Source organism: Streptomyces sp. NPDC104367 (assembly GCF_055583825.1).
This window is the reverse complement of record NZ_JBVJND010000017.1, coordinates 96,929-114,781: the sequence shown is the minus strand read 5'-3', so window position 1 is coordinate 114,781 and position 17,853 is coordinate 96,929. Positions and strand designations below refer to the sequence as shown.

The following is a 17,853-nucleotide window of genomic DNA, read 5'->3' as shown; positions in this document are numbered from 1 at the left end:
TTCCGAGGCCGATCCCGTAGTTCGATGCCGCGAGCGGCGGGGCCGATCACGCTCCGGTCCTGCGCCGGGGATCCGTGTGTCCGTGATCCGGACACCGCGCCACGGGGCGAACTGCGCTGCACGGACGGCAGTACGGCAACACGGGAACGCGGCAGTACGGCGGCAACACGGGAACGCGGCTCTGCGGGTGACGGATTCAGTCACCGCCGCCGAGTCGCTGTCGTTCGTGGACGGTGCTCAGTTCCCGGGGCTGGTCGTGAGAGCGGCGCGCAGTGCCGGGGTGGGGGTGCCGCTGCGCTTCATCGCGCGCACCACCATCTGGCATTCCACCGCGGTGACATGCTTCGCCCACGGGGCGGTGTCGAGGTAGTCGAGCAGAGCCGCTCTGGAGGGCTGGGTGACGTGGACGAGCAGTTGGAACTCGCCCGCGAGGACCGCCACGTACCGGACGAGGGGGTTCTCGGCCACCAGCTCACCGACCCGCGTGCCCGCGTCGGGTCCGGTGCGCAGCCACAGCAGGGCTTCCACCGGCAGACCCAGGAGCGCCGGTTCCACGGAGGCCCGGATGCTGATGACACCGTCGTCGAGCAGGGCTTCGACACGTCTGCGCGCGGTGGCCTCGGACACCCCGGCGAGAGTGGCGAGTTCGTCGTGCGAGCGGCGGCCGTCCTCGGCCAGGGCCGCGACGATGGCCCGCTCGCTCGGGTCAAGTTCGACCTCCGGTACGGCCACGGAGTGGTCGTGCGAGGCCGGGAACCTTCGCAGCGCGGTGACCTCGTCGGCGCTGAGGATGCCGGGATGCCAGTCGTGAACGGTGCGGTGGTAGCGCAGGACCGGTGAGATCCGGCGGCCGGGAACGCCGGGCAGCGCCGGCAGTTCGTCCAGCATCAGCCCGGCCAGCTGGTCGGGGGGACACTGCAGCTCCGCCACGCAGTCGGCGCTGCCGGTGACGACGTAGGCGAAGATCGCGTCGGGCCGCCGGGCCAGCGCGAGGGTGGCCTCGGCCACGGCGTCCGGTGCGCAGCTCAGGCGGACGATGGCCGTCTCCCCGAGAGCGGCGAGGGCCGAGACGGTGACGACTCCGTCCGCGAGCAGCCGGAGCCCGCGCCGGGCGACCGTGCGCTCCGGCTCGCCCAGGACCTGTGCGATCTGCCGCCAGGTCGCCCTTCCGTCGACCTGCAGGGCCGCGACGACACGCCTGTCGAGAGCGTCGAGTACGCGCTCCGGAGCGTTCGCCGCGGCAGGTCCGGCAGGTCCGGCAGGTCCGGCAGGTCCGGCAGGCTTGGCGGATGTGGCCGGTCGACTCCCGGCCGGTGGCTCCTGGACCGAGTCCTCCCGCAGGGGCGGCGCGGCGGTGGTGTCCGCCGCGTGCCCGCCCGTTCGGACCGCTTCCGAAGACTCGCGGAGCAGCGGTGCCGTCACGCGTTCGAGCAGATCAAGGACGTCTTCCGCCGGGTACGCGGCACCGCCGATCGCCCGGTGGAGTTCGATGCCGTCGACGGCCGCGTAGACGAGTTCCGACAACGCGTGCGTGTCATCGCGGTCCCCGATACCGATACCGATGGCGTCGCCGAGTGCCTTGACGGTCGACGCGTTGAGCCGGGCCAGGCGGCTGCCCAACGCCGGGTCCCGCAGGGCGAGCGCGGCGATGTCGAAGTACACCTGTGTGGCGTCGCGATTGCCGTATGTGCGCCGTACGCGGCTCAGATAGGCGCGGTAGCGGTCTCCGGCGTCCGGGAGCTGCCGCGCCTGGTCCGCGAGGCCGGCGATGGGCTCGGAACAGAGGCGGTCCACGAGTGCCTCCAGCAGCGCGTGCGGGGTGCCGAAGAGGGACGAGACCGCGGTCAGGTCCACATGGGCCTCGTGGGCGACGGCGGCGAGTGTGAGTTCCCTGGTGCCGGACCGCAGCAGGACCCTCAGCGCCGCGTCGAGAACCGCCGCGGACGCGGGCGGATCGTCCTGTGCCGGGTGATCCGGCGGCGTTCCCTCACCGGACCGGCGCCGCACGACGTCCTCGGGCCGTCCCCGCCCTCGGCGACGGACCGGCTCGTCACCCATGCTCGCGCCTCTCGACTCTTTCCATGGCGTCAGGTCGATGCCGTACCCGAACCCGCGCCCCGCGCGGACCGGTCCACCGAGTGCACGACGTACGGCCCCCGACGACACACAGTATGCGGTGACCACCCGACCGGCGTTCCCAGGGGGCGGCGTCTCGGCGAACCGGCCCAGTGCCGGATGGACGCGGGCCCGGCAGCGGTCCGCTTCTGCACCGAGCAGGTCGAGGCGGACGCGGCGCACGAACAGGTCGTACGGCACGAGGTCGTCGCCGGACCGCTCGCAGACGAACCGCGGCTGGACGCCGACGTGGTCTTCGGGATCCGCGCCCCCTGTCACCTGGAGGAACGGCTGGCCGACCGGCTGCTGACAGCCTGGCGGCACGACCGGCCCGCGCTCCGTACGAACCGCGCCGCACCGCCGGACGCGGGCGTTCAGTCGGCAGCGTCGCCGTTCGGCGGTGTCGGGTCCATGCGGATGAGGAGCAGGGCGACGTCGTCGGCCGGGTCGGTCGCGTGGTCGAGCAGCCGGTCGGCCACGCGGTCGAGGTCCGCGGGATCCGTCCGGGCGACGAGACGGGCGAGTCCCGCGACCGCGGTGTCAGGGTCGAGACCGGGGCGTTCGATGAGCCCGTCCGTGTACAGGACGAGGACGGAACCGGCCGGGAGAGGGTGTTCGACGGCCTGGTAGTCGGCCTGCCGCTCGACTCCCAGCAGCAGTCCCGCGGGCGCGCGCAGCACGTCCGTACGGCCGTCCGGGTATCGGAGCAGGGCGGGCGGGTGGCCGGCGCTGGCGATGCACATCGCCTGGCGGGCGAGGTCCAGGTGCGCGTACAGGCAGCTGGCGAAGCGGTCGGAGTCGAGGCCGCCGAGCAGCCGGTTGGTCGTGCCCAGCACCTCGCCGGGAGCGGCGCCGGTGGTCGCGTGACCGAGCACGGCCGTCCGGACCTGGCCCATCAGCGCCGCCGCGTCGATGTCGTGCCCCTGGACGTCGCCGATCACGACGGCGGCACGGTGGTCGCCCAGCCGGATCAGGTCGTAGAAGTCGCCGCCCACCTCCAGCCCGTGCCCGGCGGGGCGGTAGCGGGCCGCCGCGTTCAGCCCCGGAACGGGCGGCAGGCGCCGGGGCAGCAGGGCGCTCTGGAGCCGGTGGGCCACGGTGTACTGGGTGTCGTAGAGGCGACCGCGTTCCAGGGCCTGGCCCACCAGCCCCACGAGCGCGGTGAGCGCGGCTCGCTCGGCGGGCGGGAAGTGCTGGGGCCGGTCGTAGGCGAGGACCAGGGAACCGATGGGGCGGCCGGAGGCGACGAGCGGGAGGAAGGCCCAGGACGTCTTGTCGTCGAGGTGGACGGCGTTCGGGTACACCTCCCGGAGTTCCTCGAAGCTGCTGAAGAACTGCGCGCCGCCCGTTTCGAGCACGTGTACGGCGGGTGTGTCGTCGGTGAGGGGGAGGCTGTCGAAGCGGTCCATCAGGCCGGCGTCGTAGCCACGGTGGCCGAGGATCTTCAGCCGGCCGTCGCGGACGGTCATCAGAGCCATCGCGGTGGCGCCGAGCGCGGGCATCAGCTGGTCGGCGGCCTGGTCCACCACGTCCTGGACGCCCACGGCCTCGGTGAGCGTGCCGGCCAGGTGCATCAGGTGGTAGAGGAGACCGGCCCGGCCGGGCCCCGCGACGGACTCACCCGGGCCGGCCGCCACGGGGGACGGCCCGGGCCGCGGACCGTCGGCGAGGTCCGCCCGGGTGGTCCGGACGCTGATCCCGGACGGGTCCGGGTAGAGCTCGAAGACGAGCAGGGTTCCGGGCGGCCGCAGCGCGGTGAACGACGTGGGCCGTTCGCTCATCACGGCGCGGCGGTAGTGGTCCTCCACCTCGGGCACGTCCATCCAGGGCAGCGCTTCCCAGGGCGGGGTCCCGATCAGGTCGGCAGGGTCGGCTCCGAGGAGCCGCGCCGCCTCGGGCGTGACGAACGTGAACCGGCCGGAGCCGTCCAGCGCGCAGGCCCCGCCGGGAAGCCGGCCGATGAACGCGGCCAGTTCACCCGCGTCCGCGGGCGCCGTCCCCGCACGGGACGGCTGCGGCAGGATACGGGGCCGGGACGGCGGAAGATCGCGCTCCTCGCACGCCCCCGAGAGCAGTTCGCCGAGCCGTCGGCAGCCGGTCTCGACAGCGATGCGTTCACCGGTGCCGAGCCGCGGCGGGTGGGCACCCGGCCACAGCAGCACCAGACCGCCGACGGGCCTGTCCCGCGCGACGAGGGGCGCGGCGGCCAGGGCGAAGTCGTACGGCAGGACGAGGGCCGTCCGCGGGTAGCGGCGCGCCATCTCCTGCATGTCACCGACCCACACGAGCCTGTTGCCGCGTACCGCTTCCGCGACCGCCACCCGTTCGGACAGGCCGACCCTGGTCCACGGCACCGCCATCTCCCTGGGCGCGCCGGTGAGAGCGACCAGCCACAGCGCGTCCCCACCGTGCGGCAGGACATAGAGGAGTCCCTTGGAGGCCGCGCTCTCCCCGACCACTCGCAGGAGGGCCGTGTCCAGCGACTCGATGGCGCCGCCGTGCTGCGCCGCGCGTCGGCTCACGCCGCCTCCCAGGAAATACGCACCCGTCACGAGCGAGGGCACCTGTCTACGCGCCGATCCCATTACATACCGTGACGAGCGAGGGAGCCACCGCGTGGCGGACGCACCTACGGTGACAGGCCTCGCGGCCTGTTCCCCCAGCACTGCGGGGGCCGCGACGGTGCGGCGCGGGCCGCCGGGCAACCGGTGGCGGGCGGCGATCAGGGCAGCGCCGATGGCGCGGGTGCCCGTCGCGACACACAGGGGGGGCCGATGTCGTCCATACACCGACGTACCTCGTCGCTGCCGTTCTCCGCGTGCAGGACCCGAAGGGTTTCGTCGGACTCAGGGGCGGTTGGCCGGTGGGACAAGGGGCGCGGACGTCATCGACCGCCAGGCGTCACGGGTTGTGCTTCGGGTCCACCCGTGGGGGTGAGGGGCCGTGTCAATGCGTCGGGGCGCGTGGGCCCGGCCGCCAGACTGGCCGCGACCTGCCCAGCCGCGCACCGAAGGAACGACATGGCCGAAGAGCTGTACGCGACCCTGAAGACCAACAAGGGCGACATCGAGATCCGGCTCCTGCCGAACCACGCCCCCAAGACCGTCAAGAACTTCGTGGAGCTCGCCACGGGGGAGCGGCAGTGGGTCGACCCGAACACCGGCCAGCCGAGCAATGCACCGCTGTACGACGGGACGGTCTTCCACCGGGTCATCGAGGGCTTCATGATCCAGGGCGGTGACCCCCTGGGGAACGGCACCGGCGGGCCCGGCTACAAGTTCGCCGACGAGTTCCACCCGGACCTGGCCTTCACCAAGCCCTACCTCCTGGCCATGGCCAACGCCGGACCGGGCACCAACGGTTCCCAGTTCTTCATCACCACCGGTGCCACCACGTGGCTCACCGGCAAGCACACCATCTTCGGCGAGGTCACCGACCCGGCCGGTCAGAAGACCGTCGACGCCATCAACACCGTCGCGACGAACCCCCGCAACGACCGCCCCCTGGAAGACGTCGTGATCGAGAAGGTCGTCATCGAGACCCGCTGACACCGCCCGGACACGCGGACGACGGCGCCCGGTCCGTGCGGGCGGCAAGGGCGCCGACCATCGCAGACCCCAAAGGGAAGTTCGCCCGATCCGGGCACCCTGGAGGCTTTGGTGCTGTGTCCAGACAGATCGAATACTTTCGGTCAGGATCTATCCGTGTGGCCGGTTTGTAGTGCATGGTGATCGAACGGGCACCGATCCAATCCCCCGGGTGAGGGCCCCTTGTCGGGCCCTGCCGTCCTGCCCCTGCGACGGCGGGGCCCGCCCCCCTTCCGACCTCCCCGCGGGAGGGCCGGCGCCTGCCCGTGAACGGACCGCGGGCGTGGACCGGGCGCCTGTTTCCGGGGACGGCGGCGGCCGTCCACGGCGCCTTCGAGTTCAGCCCCGTCCCCCTCCTGGCGGCGGTGCTCCAAGGTGCGGCCGCCATGCATGAGCGGGTGGTCGTGGACGCGGCCGGGGCGCCCTTCGCGGATTCCACCGCCGCTGCCCTCGTCCCCGTCTCCGGTCTCCTGGCCGCCCACCGCGTCACCGAACACCGGGACCGGCGCCCGATGGGCAACCTGCCTGCCTGGCCGCTATCCAGAGCGGACCAGCACGGACGGATCGGGCTCCGAGGGTGGCGGCGGGGCGCGGCAGCGGTCATCGCGAGGGTCTCTCCGGCTGGTGCAATTCGGCCATATCCACCCACGGGATACCGGCTGCAATGGCACGGGCATGTGAACCCTGTTCCAGTCGGTCAGGGTCCCGGGCGGTTGGGCTGGAGACGGACCCGAGCGCATGGTGCCGCCGCGCAACGGCTTTGAGTACAACTCGTGCCGCCTCTGGCGGAGTGCGAGTCCCCTCGGCCAACCTTCCGCGACGTTTCGAGATGGTCTGTCCGAAACTTGATCACTCGTATGTGGTGCTTTGGCATATATAGCGCGGTCTATGACGAGTGTCCTGTCGGCCGTCGAGGGCGGCCGTGCTGAGCCAGCCGACAGGAGGCAAGTCGACCATGAGCTTCATCCAGACCGGGAAGATCGATCTGAAGTCCGACAACGCGATCGAGACGACCGGAGGCAACACCTCGACGTTCACCCGCGTCACCTTCCCCACCCCGTTCCCGCAAGGGGCCAACGTCGTGGTCCTGCCCCTGACCCAGACCTTCAACGGCCCGGAGACGCCGGGCATCCGCATCCACGACGTCACCAACACGGGCTTCCTGATCCGCTTCAACGAGGTGTACGCCGGCGCCACCAAGAGCGACGGCAAGCACACCACCGAAACCGTCGGCTGGCTGGCCGCAACCGTCTGACACCCCGTCCCGTCCGGCCCCCTCAGGGGGACCTGGCGCGGCCCCGCGGTGCCACACGGCACCCCGGGGCCGCCCTCCGGGCACACCGGACCCGCTGATCTTCATGGGTGAAGGGCGGTGTGGCGCGGGGAGGGGCTGCGGCGGGCGCGGGCCCGGTGGCGACGTGGGTGCCCGGGTGGGCTCCGCAACTCCGGCATCTCCCGGAAGTTCATGCCGTAGATCGTGCCGACCAGGGTCGGGGCGAAGAGGATGGCCGCCCAGGAGGAGATCTTCTTGATCTCCTCGTTCTGTTCGAAGCCCGCTTCTGCCAACGCCCGCATTTCCGCGTTCTGTTGCTGGGTGACCAGGGTCGCGTTGACCGTGAGGATCTCGGTGAGGGCCTGGCGGAAGCCGTCGACGCGCTCGCTGATGTGGGTGACGTGGTCGGCGACGTCGCGCAGGTAGCGCTGGAGTTCCTCGGCGGTCCCGTACTTGGTGAAGCCCGCCATCAGGCCGTGCAGCATGCCGACGAGGGGACGGGCGGCGCGCTGGAACTCGACCGTCTCGCGGGAGAGTTCGTAGATACGGCGGGAGACCTCCGGGTCGCCGCGGAAGACCTCCGTCTCGATCTCGTCGATGTCGTTCTGGACGCCCGAGACGACCGGCGCGTAGCCGTCCACCACCGCGTCGAGTATGGCGTAGAGGACCGCCTCGGGGCCGAGCCGGAGCAGTTCGGGGGAGTCCTCCATACGGGTCCGGACCGAGGACAGGTCGGGGGCCGTGCCGTGCCGGACCGTGATCACGAAGTCGGGGCCCACGAAGACGTGGAGTTCGGCGAAGTCGACCTCCTCCGGCGCGTCCAGATAGCGGGCGGCGCGCAGGACGACGAAGAGCGTGTCGCCGTACCGTTCCAGCTTCGGGCGCTGGTGGGCCTCCATCGCGTCCTCGACCGCGAGCGGATGCAGGCCGAACTCGGCGGCCAGGGAGAGGAGTTCGCCCGAGGTCGGGCGGGCCAGGCCGATCCACGCCATGCCCGAGGTCTGGTCGCGCAGTTCGCGGTACGTCTCGGCGAGCGTCGCCGGCGTCGAGGCGCGTACGCCGTCGCGGTACAGCGCGGCCTCCACGACGCTCGTCGGCCCGACGGGCTGCCCGGCCGCCCCGGTGACCCCGGCCGCCCCGGAACCGGGCACCGGAAGCTCGGCCGTGTCCGGCTCCGCCGGCAGCGCGCGGCGCCAGACGGACCTGCGGGTGCTGCGGCCGTTCCTGCCGTTCCCGGGGTTCCTCGGGGCCGGGCTCGGGCGTCGCTCGGTCATCGCGGCCGCCTCTCCCTCAAGCCGGTTCTCGCTGCCGTCCGCATCACCCACGTCGTCCGTGGGCCTTGCGTGATCGTGGTGATCGGGTGGGACCGGCGGGTCCCGTCGCAGGATATACGGGGCATACGCGTCCGGCGGAGGGGGCCGGAAAAGGAGGGAAGAGGACAGGATCTGTCCTCTTTCGGGGCTAGCGTGCCCGGTATGACGAAGCAGCCGTCCGGCCCGGTCCTCGGCACCCGCGCCCTGAACCGCGCCACCCTCGACCGCCAGCTCCTCCTGCGCCGCTCGCCCCGGTCGGCGTCGGCGGCCGTGGCGCACCTCGTCGGACTCCAGGCGCAGAACGTCAGGCCGCCGTACTATGCCCTCGCCGCCCGCCTCGACGGCTTCGTCCCCGAGGCGCTGTCCCGGAAGACGGCGGACCGGGAGGTGGTCCGCATCGTCACCCTGCGGTCGACCATCCACACCCACACCGCCGACGACGCGCTCACCCTGCGCCCGCTCGTCCAGCCCGCCCGGGAACGCGAGCTGACCGCCTTCCGCAAGGGGCTGGCCGGGGTCGACCTCACCCGCCTCGCCGCGCTCGCCCGGGACCTCGTCGAGGCCGAGCCGCGGACCATGGCCGAGCTGCGCCGCACCCTGCACGCCGAGTGGCCCGGCGCCGACCCGGGGTCCCTCGCCGTCGCCGCCCGCTGCACACTGCCCCTCGTCCAGGTCACCCCGCGCGGCCTGTGGGGCCGGTCCGGGCAGGTCGCCCTCACCACCGCCGAGCACTGGCTCGGCCGCCCCGCCGAACCCGCGCCGTCCCCCGACGCCACGGTCCTGCGCTACCTCGCCGCCTTCGGCCCCGCCTCCGTCAAGGACATGCAGACCTGGGCCGGACTGACCCGCCTGCGCGAGGCCTTCGAACGGCTGCGGCCCCGGCTCCTCACCTTCCGGGACGACCACGGGACCGAGCTGTTCGACCTGCCCGACGCGCCCCGCCCCGACCCCGGCACCCCGGCCCCGCCCCGCTTCCTGCCCGAGTTCGACAACCTGCTGCTCTCCCACGCCGACCGCACCCGCGTCGTCCCGCCCGAGTACCGGGGCCGCGCCTGGCAGGGCAACCAGGCCCACCGCACCCTGCTCGTCGACGGTTTCCTCGCGGGCCTGTGGAAGCTGACGGACGACGCCCTGGTCGTCGAGGTCTTCCGGCGCCCGACCCGCGCCGAGCGGGCCGCCGTCACCGCGGAGGGCGAGCGCATGCTGGCCGTCCTGCACCCCGGGACGCCGTACGACATCCGCTTCGGGGCCGTGGCCACGGGGGGCGCCGCACATGGATAGGGGGCGCTGCGGGCTGCTCGTGGAAGCCCGCAACGCCCCCTGGTTACTCACCTGAGTCGTGCTCAGGAGACCTTCCGGGTCACGAGTTGACCTGCGCGGTCACCAGGTCCGAGAAGGTGGTCAGCCGGGTGTAGACACCCGGGTAACCCGCCTCCGCGCACCCCTCGCCCCATGAAGTGATCCCTGCCAGGACGCCCCCGATGAGCAGGGGACCGCCGCTGTCGCCCTGGCAGGTGTCTGTGCCGCCGGAGGTGTATCCGGCGCAAACCATGTCGGTCTGGACGAAGTCCGAACCGTAGGAGCTCTTGCAGCTGGAGTCGGACACGATCGGGACGGTCGCGGTCCGCAGCTGGTTGGAGGAGCTGCCGTTCTCCGAGGTGGTGCCCCAGCCGAGGATGCGGGCCGTGGTGCCGGCCGCGTACACCGAGGTGTCGGAGGAGCTGACGTACGACGCCGGGGTGTACGACATCGACGTCGACAGGGTCAGGACGGCCACGTCGTCGCCGTTGGTGGCGTCCGTGTAGTCCGGGTTGATCCAGATCTTGCTGACCCGGCTGACCGTGCCGTTGGTGCCGTTCAGGTAGGTGCGGCCACCGACCACGCGGACGCTGCTGGTGGACTCGCCCTCCATACAGTGCGCGGCGGTCACCACCTTCGTGGCGGACACCAGGGTGCCGCCGCAGAACTGGCTGCCCGACGCGTCCGTGATCTGCATCATGAACGGGTACGCGGTCGTGGTGGTCGTGGTGCCGCCGACGATCGGCTGGGGAGCGGCTGACGCGGTGGGGGACGCGATCAGCGCGGTCGCTGCGGCGGCTGCGGTCGCCACGAGGACGGCGGCCGCCTTTCTTGCGCGGTTGTGCCCGAACATGAGTCTCCTCAGTGGGGGTTGCCGGTGGGGGGTCGCGCGGGTGTGGGGGGTGCACGGGGGTCGCGGGACCGACCCCCGTATGCCCGGGCGAGCGGCACATTCATAAGCTAGGACCCGGAACCCCACCCTCCCAATGAGGGAACCCCCTAGGGGGATGGGGGAGGGAAAACCCTCGGTCCGGCTCAGTTAACCGGGAGCGCTCTCACTTCGCGCGCCGCCCTGCGGCCAAACGGACTATGTCCACGCGCGATCGGATGCCCAGCTTGCGGTAGACGCGGGTGAGCGTCGCCTCCACCGTCTTGACACTGATGAACAGCCGTGCGGCGATCTCCCGGTTGGTGGCTCCCTCCATGACCAGCGCGGCCACCTGACGCTCCATCGTGGCCAGCCCCTCCAGGACGGCCGGCTCGGCCGGCTCGGCCGGTGCCCGGACCGCGGGCTCCGGCGCCGAGACGGCCTCGTCCACCTGCCGCAGCCACGGCAGCGCCCGGCACCGCCGGAACAGCCGGGTCGCCTCGTCGTACACCGTCGGGGAGCGCTGGTCGCCCAACGAGGCCAGCGCGAACGCGGCCCGGGCCTCCTCCAGGCCGTAGCCCAGTTTGGCGAACCGGTCCTGAGCGGAGGTCAGCTGGGCGACCGCCGCCTCGTGGTTCCCGTGCGCCGCGCGGACGAGCGCCTCGGCCCGGTCGAGGGCGGCGAGGACACTCTCCCGGCCGAGCCGGAGCGCGTGCTCCCGGGTGACGTCGATGACGTCCTGCGCCTCGGCCGGTTCACCCACCCGTACGAGTGCCTCCGCGAGGTCGCCCTGCCACCGGCCGCGCGCCGGGTCGGTGATGCCGAGGCTCTGCTCCAGCTCCCGCACCCGGCGCAGCGAGCGGACGGTGCCCGCCGGGTCGCCCGCCACCAACTGGGCGTGCCCGAGGGCGCCCAGCGCCCGGGACAGATACATGGTGTCGCCGTCCTGCTCGGCGTGCTCCACCGCCTCCCGGGCCAGCACCAGGCCCCGGTCCACGTCGCCGCCGGAGGCCTCCGCCAAAGAGGTGAGCATCGCGGAGGCGGTCTCGCCGATCCCGCAGTCGTGGGCGAGGTGCAGGCCCTCCCGGGCCAGGTCGAGCGCGCGGCCGCAGTGCCCGGAGCGCAGCTCGGTCTCGGCCAGCCCGCGCAGGAAGTGCACCTCGGACTCCAGCTGGCCGCGCCGGCGCACCTCGCGCAGCAGCGCGGTGACGGTGGTCCGCGCCTCGGCCAGCTGGTCGCCCATCACCAGCCAGCGGAACCGGGCGCTGCCCGCCCCGTTGTGGTGGCAGGAGACGTCCGGGTCCTGCGGCTCCTTGAGCGCACGCTTGATGGTGACCGGCGCGGCCGGATGGCCCATCAGCGTCTCGACCTGGGCCTGGAGGGAGAGGGCGAGCAGTTCGGTGCGCCGGTCGCCGCCCTGCGCCGCGAGGTCGGCGGAGTGCCCCGCCGCCTGCCGGGCCTCGGTGAAGTCGCCCTCCACGATCAGTGCCCGCCAGGCCAGCTGGTAGTGGACCTTGCCGAGCAGCTCCGGGTCGTCGCCGGCGTCGGCGAGGGCGTGCGGGAAGGCCGCGTCGACCTCGGTCATGGTGTGGCCCGCGGAGTCGATCACCAGGATCCAGGCCCGCACCCGGTCCACCGGACGGGTGGCCCGGGTGAGCACCTCGCGGGCGATGTCCTGGGCGAGGTCGATCTCGCCGGCGCTGATCGCGTCCTCGGCGGCCAGCAGCCGCCGTTCGTCCGGGGTGGGCGCGTTGTCGCCGGGGGTGTGCCGGGCGGCGAGCAGCCCGATCTGCGCGGCCACCGAGGGCGCGCCCCGGTCGCGGGCCTGGGCGGCGGCCTCGGCGAGCTGCGCGGCGACCCCGGGGTCGGTGCCGGTGGTGGCCAGGGCCAGATGCCGGGCCCGTTCGATCGGGTCGGAGGCGGCCGTCGACAGTGCCGCGTGCGCGGCCCGGCGCTCCTGCGCGGGCGCCTCGGCGTACAGCGCGGCGGATATCAGGGGGTGCGCGAACCGTACGGCCGGCCCCTCCGGCTCGGTGGCCAGCAGCCCGAGTTCGGCCGCCTGGGCGCACTCGGCCTCGGCGCTCTCCCGGCCGGCCGCGTGCAGCAGGGCATGGGTGGGGCGGGCCCCGGCGCTGGCGACCAGCAGGGTGCGGCGGGCCTCGACGGAGAGCATGTCGAGCCGGCTGAGCACCAGGGCGCGCAGCGAGGTCGGCACCGGCAGCGGCTCGCCCGGCCGGGGCGGGGTCGGGTTCTCGGCGAGGGCGCGGCCCAGTTCCAGGGCGAACAGCGGGTTGCCGCCGCTGGTGCGGTGGATCTCCCGGACCGCGGCCCGGGTCAGTCCGGCGTGCCCGCGGTGGTCGAGCAGTTCGGAGACCTGCCTGCGGGAGAGCGGTCCGAGGCGTACGGCGACGGTGTCCGGCGGCGACGAGCGCAGGTGGCGGTCGTACTCCTGGCCCTCCGTGCGGACCGCGCACAGCAGCTGGACCGGGGTGCCGCCGAGGCGGCGGGCGGCGAAGCCGAGGAGTTCGGCGCTGGCCGGATCCAGCCACTGGAGGTCGTCGGCGATGATGAGCACCGGGCCCTCGGCGGCCAGCGCGCGCAGCGCGGACAGCACCGCCAGCCGCAGGGCGAGGCCGTCGCGCTGGAGGGTGGACTCGCCGCGGCCGGTGAGCGCGGACTCCAGGGCGGTGCGCTGGGCGCCGGGCAGCCGCGGGGCCACCTGGTCGAGGACCAGGCCGAAGAGGTCGGCGAGCGCGAGGAAGGGAAGGTGGGATTCGGACTCGGTCGCCGAGCAGCGCAGGACGGTGCGGGCGGCGCCGGAGTATTCCGCGTCCAGCGCCCTCAGAACGGTCGACTTGCCTATTCCGGCGGGCCCGTGCAGGAGCACACTGCCCCCCGAGGCGAGCTGCTCCCGGGCGGCCGTGACCAGCTCCGCCCGGCCGATGACCAGGTCGGGACGGCATCTGGCAGGCTCCTGGAAGTCCCGTCGCACGGTCACCGCTCCCCTCCTGAGTCGTGTCCAGGCCAAATTCTAGGCAATGAACCCTGAAATTCGGACGGACACAGTGGTGAGGCACATAACAGCGGTCCGGCAGAAGGAAATTCACAGCGCGTCCGCATGAATGGAATGGGTCCCCTCCGCTACGGCAACAACCCCGTCCGACGAGCCGCCGACACCGCCTCCCCCCGCGTGTGCGCGCCCAGTTTCCGCATCGCCGAGCGCAGATAGCCCTTGACCGTCTCCGGCCGCAGCCCCAGCCGTTCGGCCACCGCCGCGTTGGTCGCGCCGGCCGCCACCCAGGACAGCACGTCCAGCTCCCGCGGGGCCAGGGCCGTCCGGGCCTGGGGCGCCGGCGTGGTCAGCAGGCCGCAGGCGGCGAGCAGTTCGGCGCGCAGCCCGGGGTCGGTGATGCGCGGCGCCAGCGCCCGCAGCGCGGCGTGCGCCTCCCGCACCTGCTCCCAGGCGGCCCCCGGGTCGGACACGGCGGCGGGCTCCGGCCGCGCCGCGGCCAGCAGCCCGCGGGCCTCGTCCTGGACGACCAGGGCCTGTTCCACGTCCCGGGCCGCCGCGACCGCCGCGCCGAGCGTGCGGTCGCCCAGCTGCTGGGCGGAGCGCAGCGCGGCGTAGAGCACGCCCCGCACCCGGCGCCGGACCACCACCGGCACCGCGAGCACCGAGCGGATGCCCTCGGCCGCCACCGGGACGTCGTACTCGTGGCTGATCTGCCGGGAGACGGAGTAGTCGGTGACCGCGCACGGGCGGGCCAGCGCGACCGCCTTGCCGCCCAGACCGTTCCCCGAGGTCACCGCGAGCGAGCGCAGCGCGGCCGTGTGGGTGCCGCTCAGCTCGCTGATCCGCACCTGGGTGCGGCCCGCCTCGACCAGCCCGCCGAAGGCGATCGGGAGCCCGGTGGTGCGCCGGAGTCTGGCCAGCGCACCGTGAATCTCCACCGCCCCCGCGACCTCTGCTGCCACCTGCATTGCCCCTTCGAACCCGGCTCTGTGCTGCCCACACCCCCGTTCGGGGGTAGTGAGACCTGCATCACGGATTACACGATGCCAGAGAGCCGCCCGGCAATGGTCCGGTACTGAGGAGGACGCTGATGACAGGGGCGACGGAGGAATTCCGCAGGGCACGGGACTTCCTGCTGGAACACCGCACGGACTACGCCACCGCCTACCAGGGTTTCGCATGGCCGCGTCCGGACCGCTTCAACTGGGCACTGGACTGGTTCGACGTCATCGCCGAGGGCAACGACCGCACCGCCCTGCACATCGTCGAGGAGGACGGCTCGGAGACGAAGCTGTCCTTCGCCCGGCTGGCCGAGCGCTCCGACCGGGTCGCGAACCACCTGCGCGCGCGGGGCGTGCGCGCGGAGGACCGCATCCTCGTCATGCTCGGCAACCAGGCCGAGCTGTGGGAGACCGCGCTGGCCGCGATGAAGCTGCGCGCGGTCGTCATCCCGGCGACCCCGCTGCTCGGCCCCGCCGACCTGCGCGACCGCGTCGAACGGGGCCGGGTCAGGCACGTGATCGTGCGCGCCGAGGACGCCGCCAAGTTCGCCGAGGTGCCCGGGAGGTACACCCGGATCGCGGTGGGCGGGACACCGGTGGCCGGCTGGCAGGCGTACGAGGACGCGTACACCGCTCCCGCCGGGTTCCGGCCGGACGGGCCGACGCTCGCCGACGACCCGCTGATGCTCTACTTCACCTCGGGCACCACCGCCCACCCCAAGCTCGTCGAGCACACCCACACCTCGTACCCCATCGGGCATCTGGCCACCATGTACTGGATCGGCCTCAAGCCCGGTGACGTGCACCTCAACATCTCCTCGCCGGGCTGGGCCAAGCACGCCTGGTCCAACCTGTTCGCGCCGTGGAACGCGCAGGCCACGGTCTTCATCCACAACTACGCGCGCTTCGACGCGGGCCGTCTGATGGCCGAGATGGACCGGGCCGGGGTGACCTCCTTCTGCGCCCCGCCGACCGTCTGGCGGATGCTGATCCAGGCCGATCTGACGCAGCTGCGGACCCCGCCCCGCGAGGTCGTGGCGGCCGGCGAGCCGCTCAACCCCGAGGTGATCGAGCAGGTCCGGCGGGCCTGGGGGGTGACCATCCGGGACGGCTTCGGGCAGACGGAGACCGCCGTACAGGTCTCCAACAGCCCCGGGCAGTCGCTGAAGACCGGGTCGATGGGACGGCCGAGCCCCGGCTACCGGGTGGAGCTGCTGGACCCGGTCTCGGGCGCGCCGGGGGCGGCGGAGGGCGAGATCGCCCTCGACCTGTCGGCGCGGCCGGTGGGCCTGATGACCGGCTACCACGGGGACGCGGACCGTACGGCGGAGGCGATGGCCGGCGGCTACTACCGCACCGGTGACATCGGCTCCCGGGACGAGGACGGCTACATCACCTACGTCGGCCGCGCCGACGACGTGTTCAAGGCGTCCGACTACAAGATCAGCCCCTTCGAGCTGGAGAGCGCGCTCCTGGAGCACGAGGCGGTGGCCGAGGCGGCCGTCGTCCCGGCGCCGGACGAGCTGCGTCTGGCCGTACCCAAGGCGTACATCGTGCTGGCGGCGGGCTGGGAGCCGGGCCCGGACACCGCGAAGGTGCTCTTCGAGCACTCCCGGAAGGTCCTGGCGCCGTACAAGCGTGTCCGCCGGCTGGAGTTCGCCCCGCTGCCCAAGACCGTGTCCGGCAAGATCCGGCGGATCGAGCTGCGCGAGGCCACGGCCGGGGGTTCGGCGGACGAGTACCGAGAGGAGGACTTCCGGTGACCGCGGAGTCCTCGTACGCGCACGGCGTCGGCGGCACCGCCCTGCTCGGCGACACGATCGGCGCCAACCTCGACCGGGCCGTGGCCGCCTGGCCGGACCGCGAGGCGCTCGTGGACGTGGCGTCCGGGCGGCGCTGGACGTACGCTCGATTCGCCGCCGACGTCGACCGGCTGGCGTGCGCGCTGCTCGCCGGCGGGGTCGCCAAGGGCGACCGGGTGGGCATCTGGGCGGTCAACTGCGCGGAGTGGGTGCTGGTCCAGTACGCCACCGCCCGGATCGGTGCCGTGATGGTCAACATCAACCCGGCCTACCGCACCCATGAGGTCGAGTACGTCCTCAACCAGGCCGGCATCTCGCTGCTGTTCGCGTCCGTCGCGCACAAGAGCAGCGACTACCGGGCGATGGTGGAGGAAGTGCGGGGCCGGTGCCCCGAGTTGCGGGAGACCGTCTACATCGGGGACCCGGGCTGGGACGCGTTCACGGCCCGCGGTACGGACGAGCTGCGCGCGCAACTCCTCGCGCGGTCGGCCGAGTTGTCCTGCGACGACCCGATCAACATCCAGTACACCTCGGGCACGACCGGCTTCCCGAAGGGGGCCACCCTCTCCCATCACAACATCCTCAACAACGGCTATTTCGTGGGAGAGCTGGTCGCCTACGGCGAGCAGGACCGGATCTGCATCCCGGTCCCCTTCTACCACTGCTTCGGCATGGTGATGGGGAACCTGGCCGCCACCTCGCACGGGGCCTGCATGGTCATCCCGGCGCCGTCCTTCGAACCGAGGGCCACCCTGGCGGCGGTCCAGCAGGAGCGGTGCACCTCGCTGTACGGCGTGCCGACCATGTTCATCGCGGAGCTGAACCTCCCCGACTTCGCGTCGTACGACCTCTCCACGCTGCGCACCGGCATCATGGCGGGCTCGCCCTGCCCGGTGGAGGTGATGAAGCGGGTGGTCGCCGAGATGCACATGGCGGAGGTCTCCATCTGCTACGGCATGACCGAGACCAGCCCGGTCTCGCTCCAGACCCGGATCGAGGACGACCTGGAGCACCGCACCGGCACGGTCGGCCGGGTGCTGCCGCACCTGGAGGTCAAGGTCGTCGACCCGGCCACCGGGGTCACCCTGCCGCGCGGTACGGCGGGTGAGCTGTGCACCCGGGGCTACAGCGTGATGCTCGGCTACTGGAACGAACCCGGGAAGACGGCGGAGGCGGTCGACCCCGGGCGCTGGATGCACACCGGGGACCTGGCGCTGATGCGCGAGGACGGGTACGTGGAGATCGTCGGCCGGATCAAGGACATGATCATCCGGGGTGGCGAGAACGTCTACCCGCGCGAGATCGAGGAGTTCCTCTACGGCCACCCGAAGATCCGTGACGTCCAGGTCGTCGGGGTGCCGCACGAGCGGTACGGCGAGGAGGTCCTCGCCTGTGTCGTCCCGCACGATCCGGCGGACCCGCTCACCCTGGAGGAGCTCCGCGCGTTCTGCGAGGGCCGGCTGGCGCACTACAAGGTGCCGAGCCGTGTCCAGATCCTGGAGGCGTTCCCGATGACGGTGTCGGGGAAGGTGCGGAAGATCGAACTGAGGGAGCGGTACCGGGCGCGGTAGCGCGAAGCGCC

The 17,853-nt window shown here is 72.7% G+C and carries 11 protein-coding genes and 1 pseudogene; 6 read left to right on the top strand and 6 right to left on the bottom strand.

Annotated features, from left to right (window positions below; all coding sequences use genetic code 11):
* Nucleotides 1-237 precede the first annotated feature (237 nt).
* Nucleotides 238-2,058 carry a winged helix-turn-helix transcriptional regulator gene (locus tag ACZ619_RS25360; protein WP_469603088.1) on the bottom strand — a complete coding sequence of 607 codons (1,821 nt, stop codon included), beginning with the start codon at nucleotides 2,056-2,058 and terminating at the stop codon, nucleotides 238-240.
* A gap of 177 nt (nucleotides 2,059-2,235) precedes the next feature.
* Between ACZ619_RS25360 and ACZ619_RS25355 the strand changes: the two are divergent.
* A pseudogene (locus tag ACZ619_RS25355) lies at nucleotides 2,236-2,340 on the top strand (iron-containing redox enzyme family protein); the annotation flags it as partial.
* Between the two features lie 149 nt (nucleotides 2,341-2,489).
* Here the strand turns inward: ACZ619_RS25355 and ACZ619_RS25350 are convergent.
* Nucleotides 2,490-4,637, bottom strand: a complete 2,148-nt coding sequence (locus ACZ619_RS25350; RefSeq protein WP_469603085.1) for a SpoIIE family protein phosphatase — start codon at nucleotides 4,635-4,637, stop codon at nucleotides 2,490-2,492.
* A 498-nt stretch (nucleotides 4,638-5,135) separates the two neighbouring features.
* Here ACZ619_RS25350 and ACZ619_RS25345 point away from each other — a divergent pair, with 498 nt between their 5' ends.
* Nucleotides 5,136-5,663, top strand: a complete 528-nt coding sequence (locus ACZ619_RS25345) for a peptidylprolyl isomerase (protein ID WP_469603082.1) — start codon at nucleotides 5,136-5,138, stop codon at nucleotides 5,661-5,663.
* A 994-nt stretch (nucleotides 5,664-6,657) separates the two neighbouring features.
* On the top strand, nucleotides 6,658-6,957 hold the full coding sequence (locus ACZ619_RS25340) for a gp53-like domain-containing protein (protein WP_469603080.1): 300 nt from the start codon (nucleotides 6,658-6,660) through the stop codon (nucleotides 6,955-6,957).
* A 101-nt stretch (nucleotides 6,958-7,058) separates the two neighbouring features.
* Here ACZ619_RS25340 and ACZ619_RS25335 read toward each other — a convergent pair whose 3' ends face one another.
* Nucleotides 7,059-8,249, bottom strand: a complete 1,191-nt coding sequence (locus ACZ619_RS25335) for a magnesium and cobalt transport protein CorA (RefSeq protein WP_469603078.1) — start codon at nucleotides 8,247-8,249, stop codon at nucleotides 7,059-7,061.
* A gap of 201 nt (nucleotides 8,250-8,450) precedes the next feature.
* Here ACZ619_RS25335 and ACZ619_RS25330 point away from each other — a divergent pair, with 201 nt between their 5' ends.
* Nucleotides 8,451-9,569 carry a winged helix DNA-binding domain-containing protein gene (locus tag ACZ619_RS25330; RefSeq protein ID WP_469603076.1) on the top strand — a complete coding sequence of 373 codons (1,119 nt, stop codon included), beginning with the start codon at nucleotides 8,451-8,453 and terminating at the stop codon, nucleotides 9,567-9,569.
* A 79-nt stretch (nucleotides 9,570-9,648) separates the two neighbouring features.
* On the opposite strand, the gene ACZ619_RS25325 is transcribed toward ACZ619_RS25330, so the two are convergent.
* From ACZ619_RS25325 to ACZ619_RS25315, 3 genes are all read right to left on the bottom strand, one after another.
* The gene (locus ACZ619_RS25325; protein ID WP_469603074.1) at nucleotides 9,649-10,440 is read right to left on the bottom strand and encodes a S1 family peptidase; all 792 of its coding nucleotides are present in this window, start codon (nucleotides 10,438-10,440) and stop codon (nucleotides 9,649-9,651) included.
* Between the two features lie 202 nt (nucleotides 10,441-10,642).
* A complete protein-coding gene (locus ACZ619_RS25320) occupies nucleotides 10,643-13,453 on the bottom strand; it encodes a helix-turn-helix transcriptional regulator (protein ID WP_469603071.1) in 2,811 nt (936 codons plus the stop codon).
* A gap of 143 nt (nucleotides 13,454-13,596) precedes the next feature.
* Nucleotides 13,597-14,436 carry a helix-turn-helix transcriptional regulator gene (locus tag ACZ619_RS25315; protein WP_469603069.1) on the bottom strand — a complete coding sequence of 280 codons (840 nt, stop codon included), beginning with the start codon at nucleotides 14,434-14,436 and terminating at the stop codon, nucleotides 13,597-13,599.
* Nucleotides 14,437-14,558: 122 nt separating this feature from the next.
* On the opposite strand from ACZ619_RS25315, the gene ACZ619_RS25310 reads away from it, so the two are divergent.
* Together ACZ619_RS25310 and ACZ619_RS25305 are read left to right on the top strand one after the other, a co-directional pair.
* Complete coding sequence (locus tag ACZ619_RS25310; protein WP_469603066.1) at nucleotides 14,559-16,232, top strand: AMP-binding protein; 1,674 nt, start codon at nucleotides 14,559-14,561, stop codon at nucleotides 16,230-16,232.
* Nucleotides 16,229-17,842, top strand: a complete 1,614-nt coding sequence (locus ACZ619_RS25305) for an AMP-binding protein (RefSeq protein ID WP_469603063.1) — start codon at nucleotides 16,229-16,231, stop codon at nucleotides 17,840-17,842. Before ACZ619_RS25310 ends, ACZ619_RS25305 begins: the two co-directional genes overlap by 4 nt.
* Nucleotides 17,843-17,853: the final 11 nt, after the last annotated feature.

What these genes read in the sequence shown, in the direction of transcription:
- ACZ619_RS25360 (WP_469603088.1), bottom strand. Translation starts at nt 2,058, where the DNA reads ATGGGTGACGAGCCGGTCCGTCGCCGAGGGCGGGGACGGCCCGAGGAC.
- ACZ619_RS25345 (WP_469603082.1), top strand. Translation starts at nt 5,136, where the DNA reads ATGGCCGAAGAGCTGTACGCGACCCTGAAGACCAACAAGGGCGACATC.
- ACZ619_RS25340 (WP_469603080.1), top strand. Translation starts at nt 6,658, where the DNA reads ATGAGCTTCATCCAGACCGGGAAGATCGATCTGAAGTCCGACAACGCG.
- ACZ619_RS25335 (WP_469603078.1), bottom strand. Translation starts at nt 8,249, where the DNA reads ATGACCGAGCGACGCCCGAGCCCGGCCCCGAGGAACCCCGGGAACGGC.
- ACZ619_RS25330 (WP_469603076.1), top strand. Translation starts at nt 8,451, where the DNA reads ATGACGAAGCAGCCGTCCGGCCCGGTCCTCGGCACCCGCGCCCTGAAC.
- ACZ619_RS25325 (WP_469603074.1), bottom strand. Translation starts at nt 10,440, where the DNA reads ATGTTCGGGCACAACCGCGCAAGAAAGGCGGCCGCCGTCCTCGTGGCG.
- ACZ619_RS25315 (WP_469603069.1), bottom strand. Translation starts at nt 14,436, where the DNA reads ATGCAGGTGGCAGCAGAGGTCGCGGGGGCGGTGGAGATTCACGGTGCG.
- ACZ619_RS25310 (WP_469603066.1), top strand. Translation starts at nt 14,559, where the DNA reads ATGACAGGGGCGACGGAGGAATTCCGCAGGGCACGGGACTTCCTGCTG.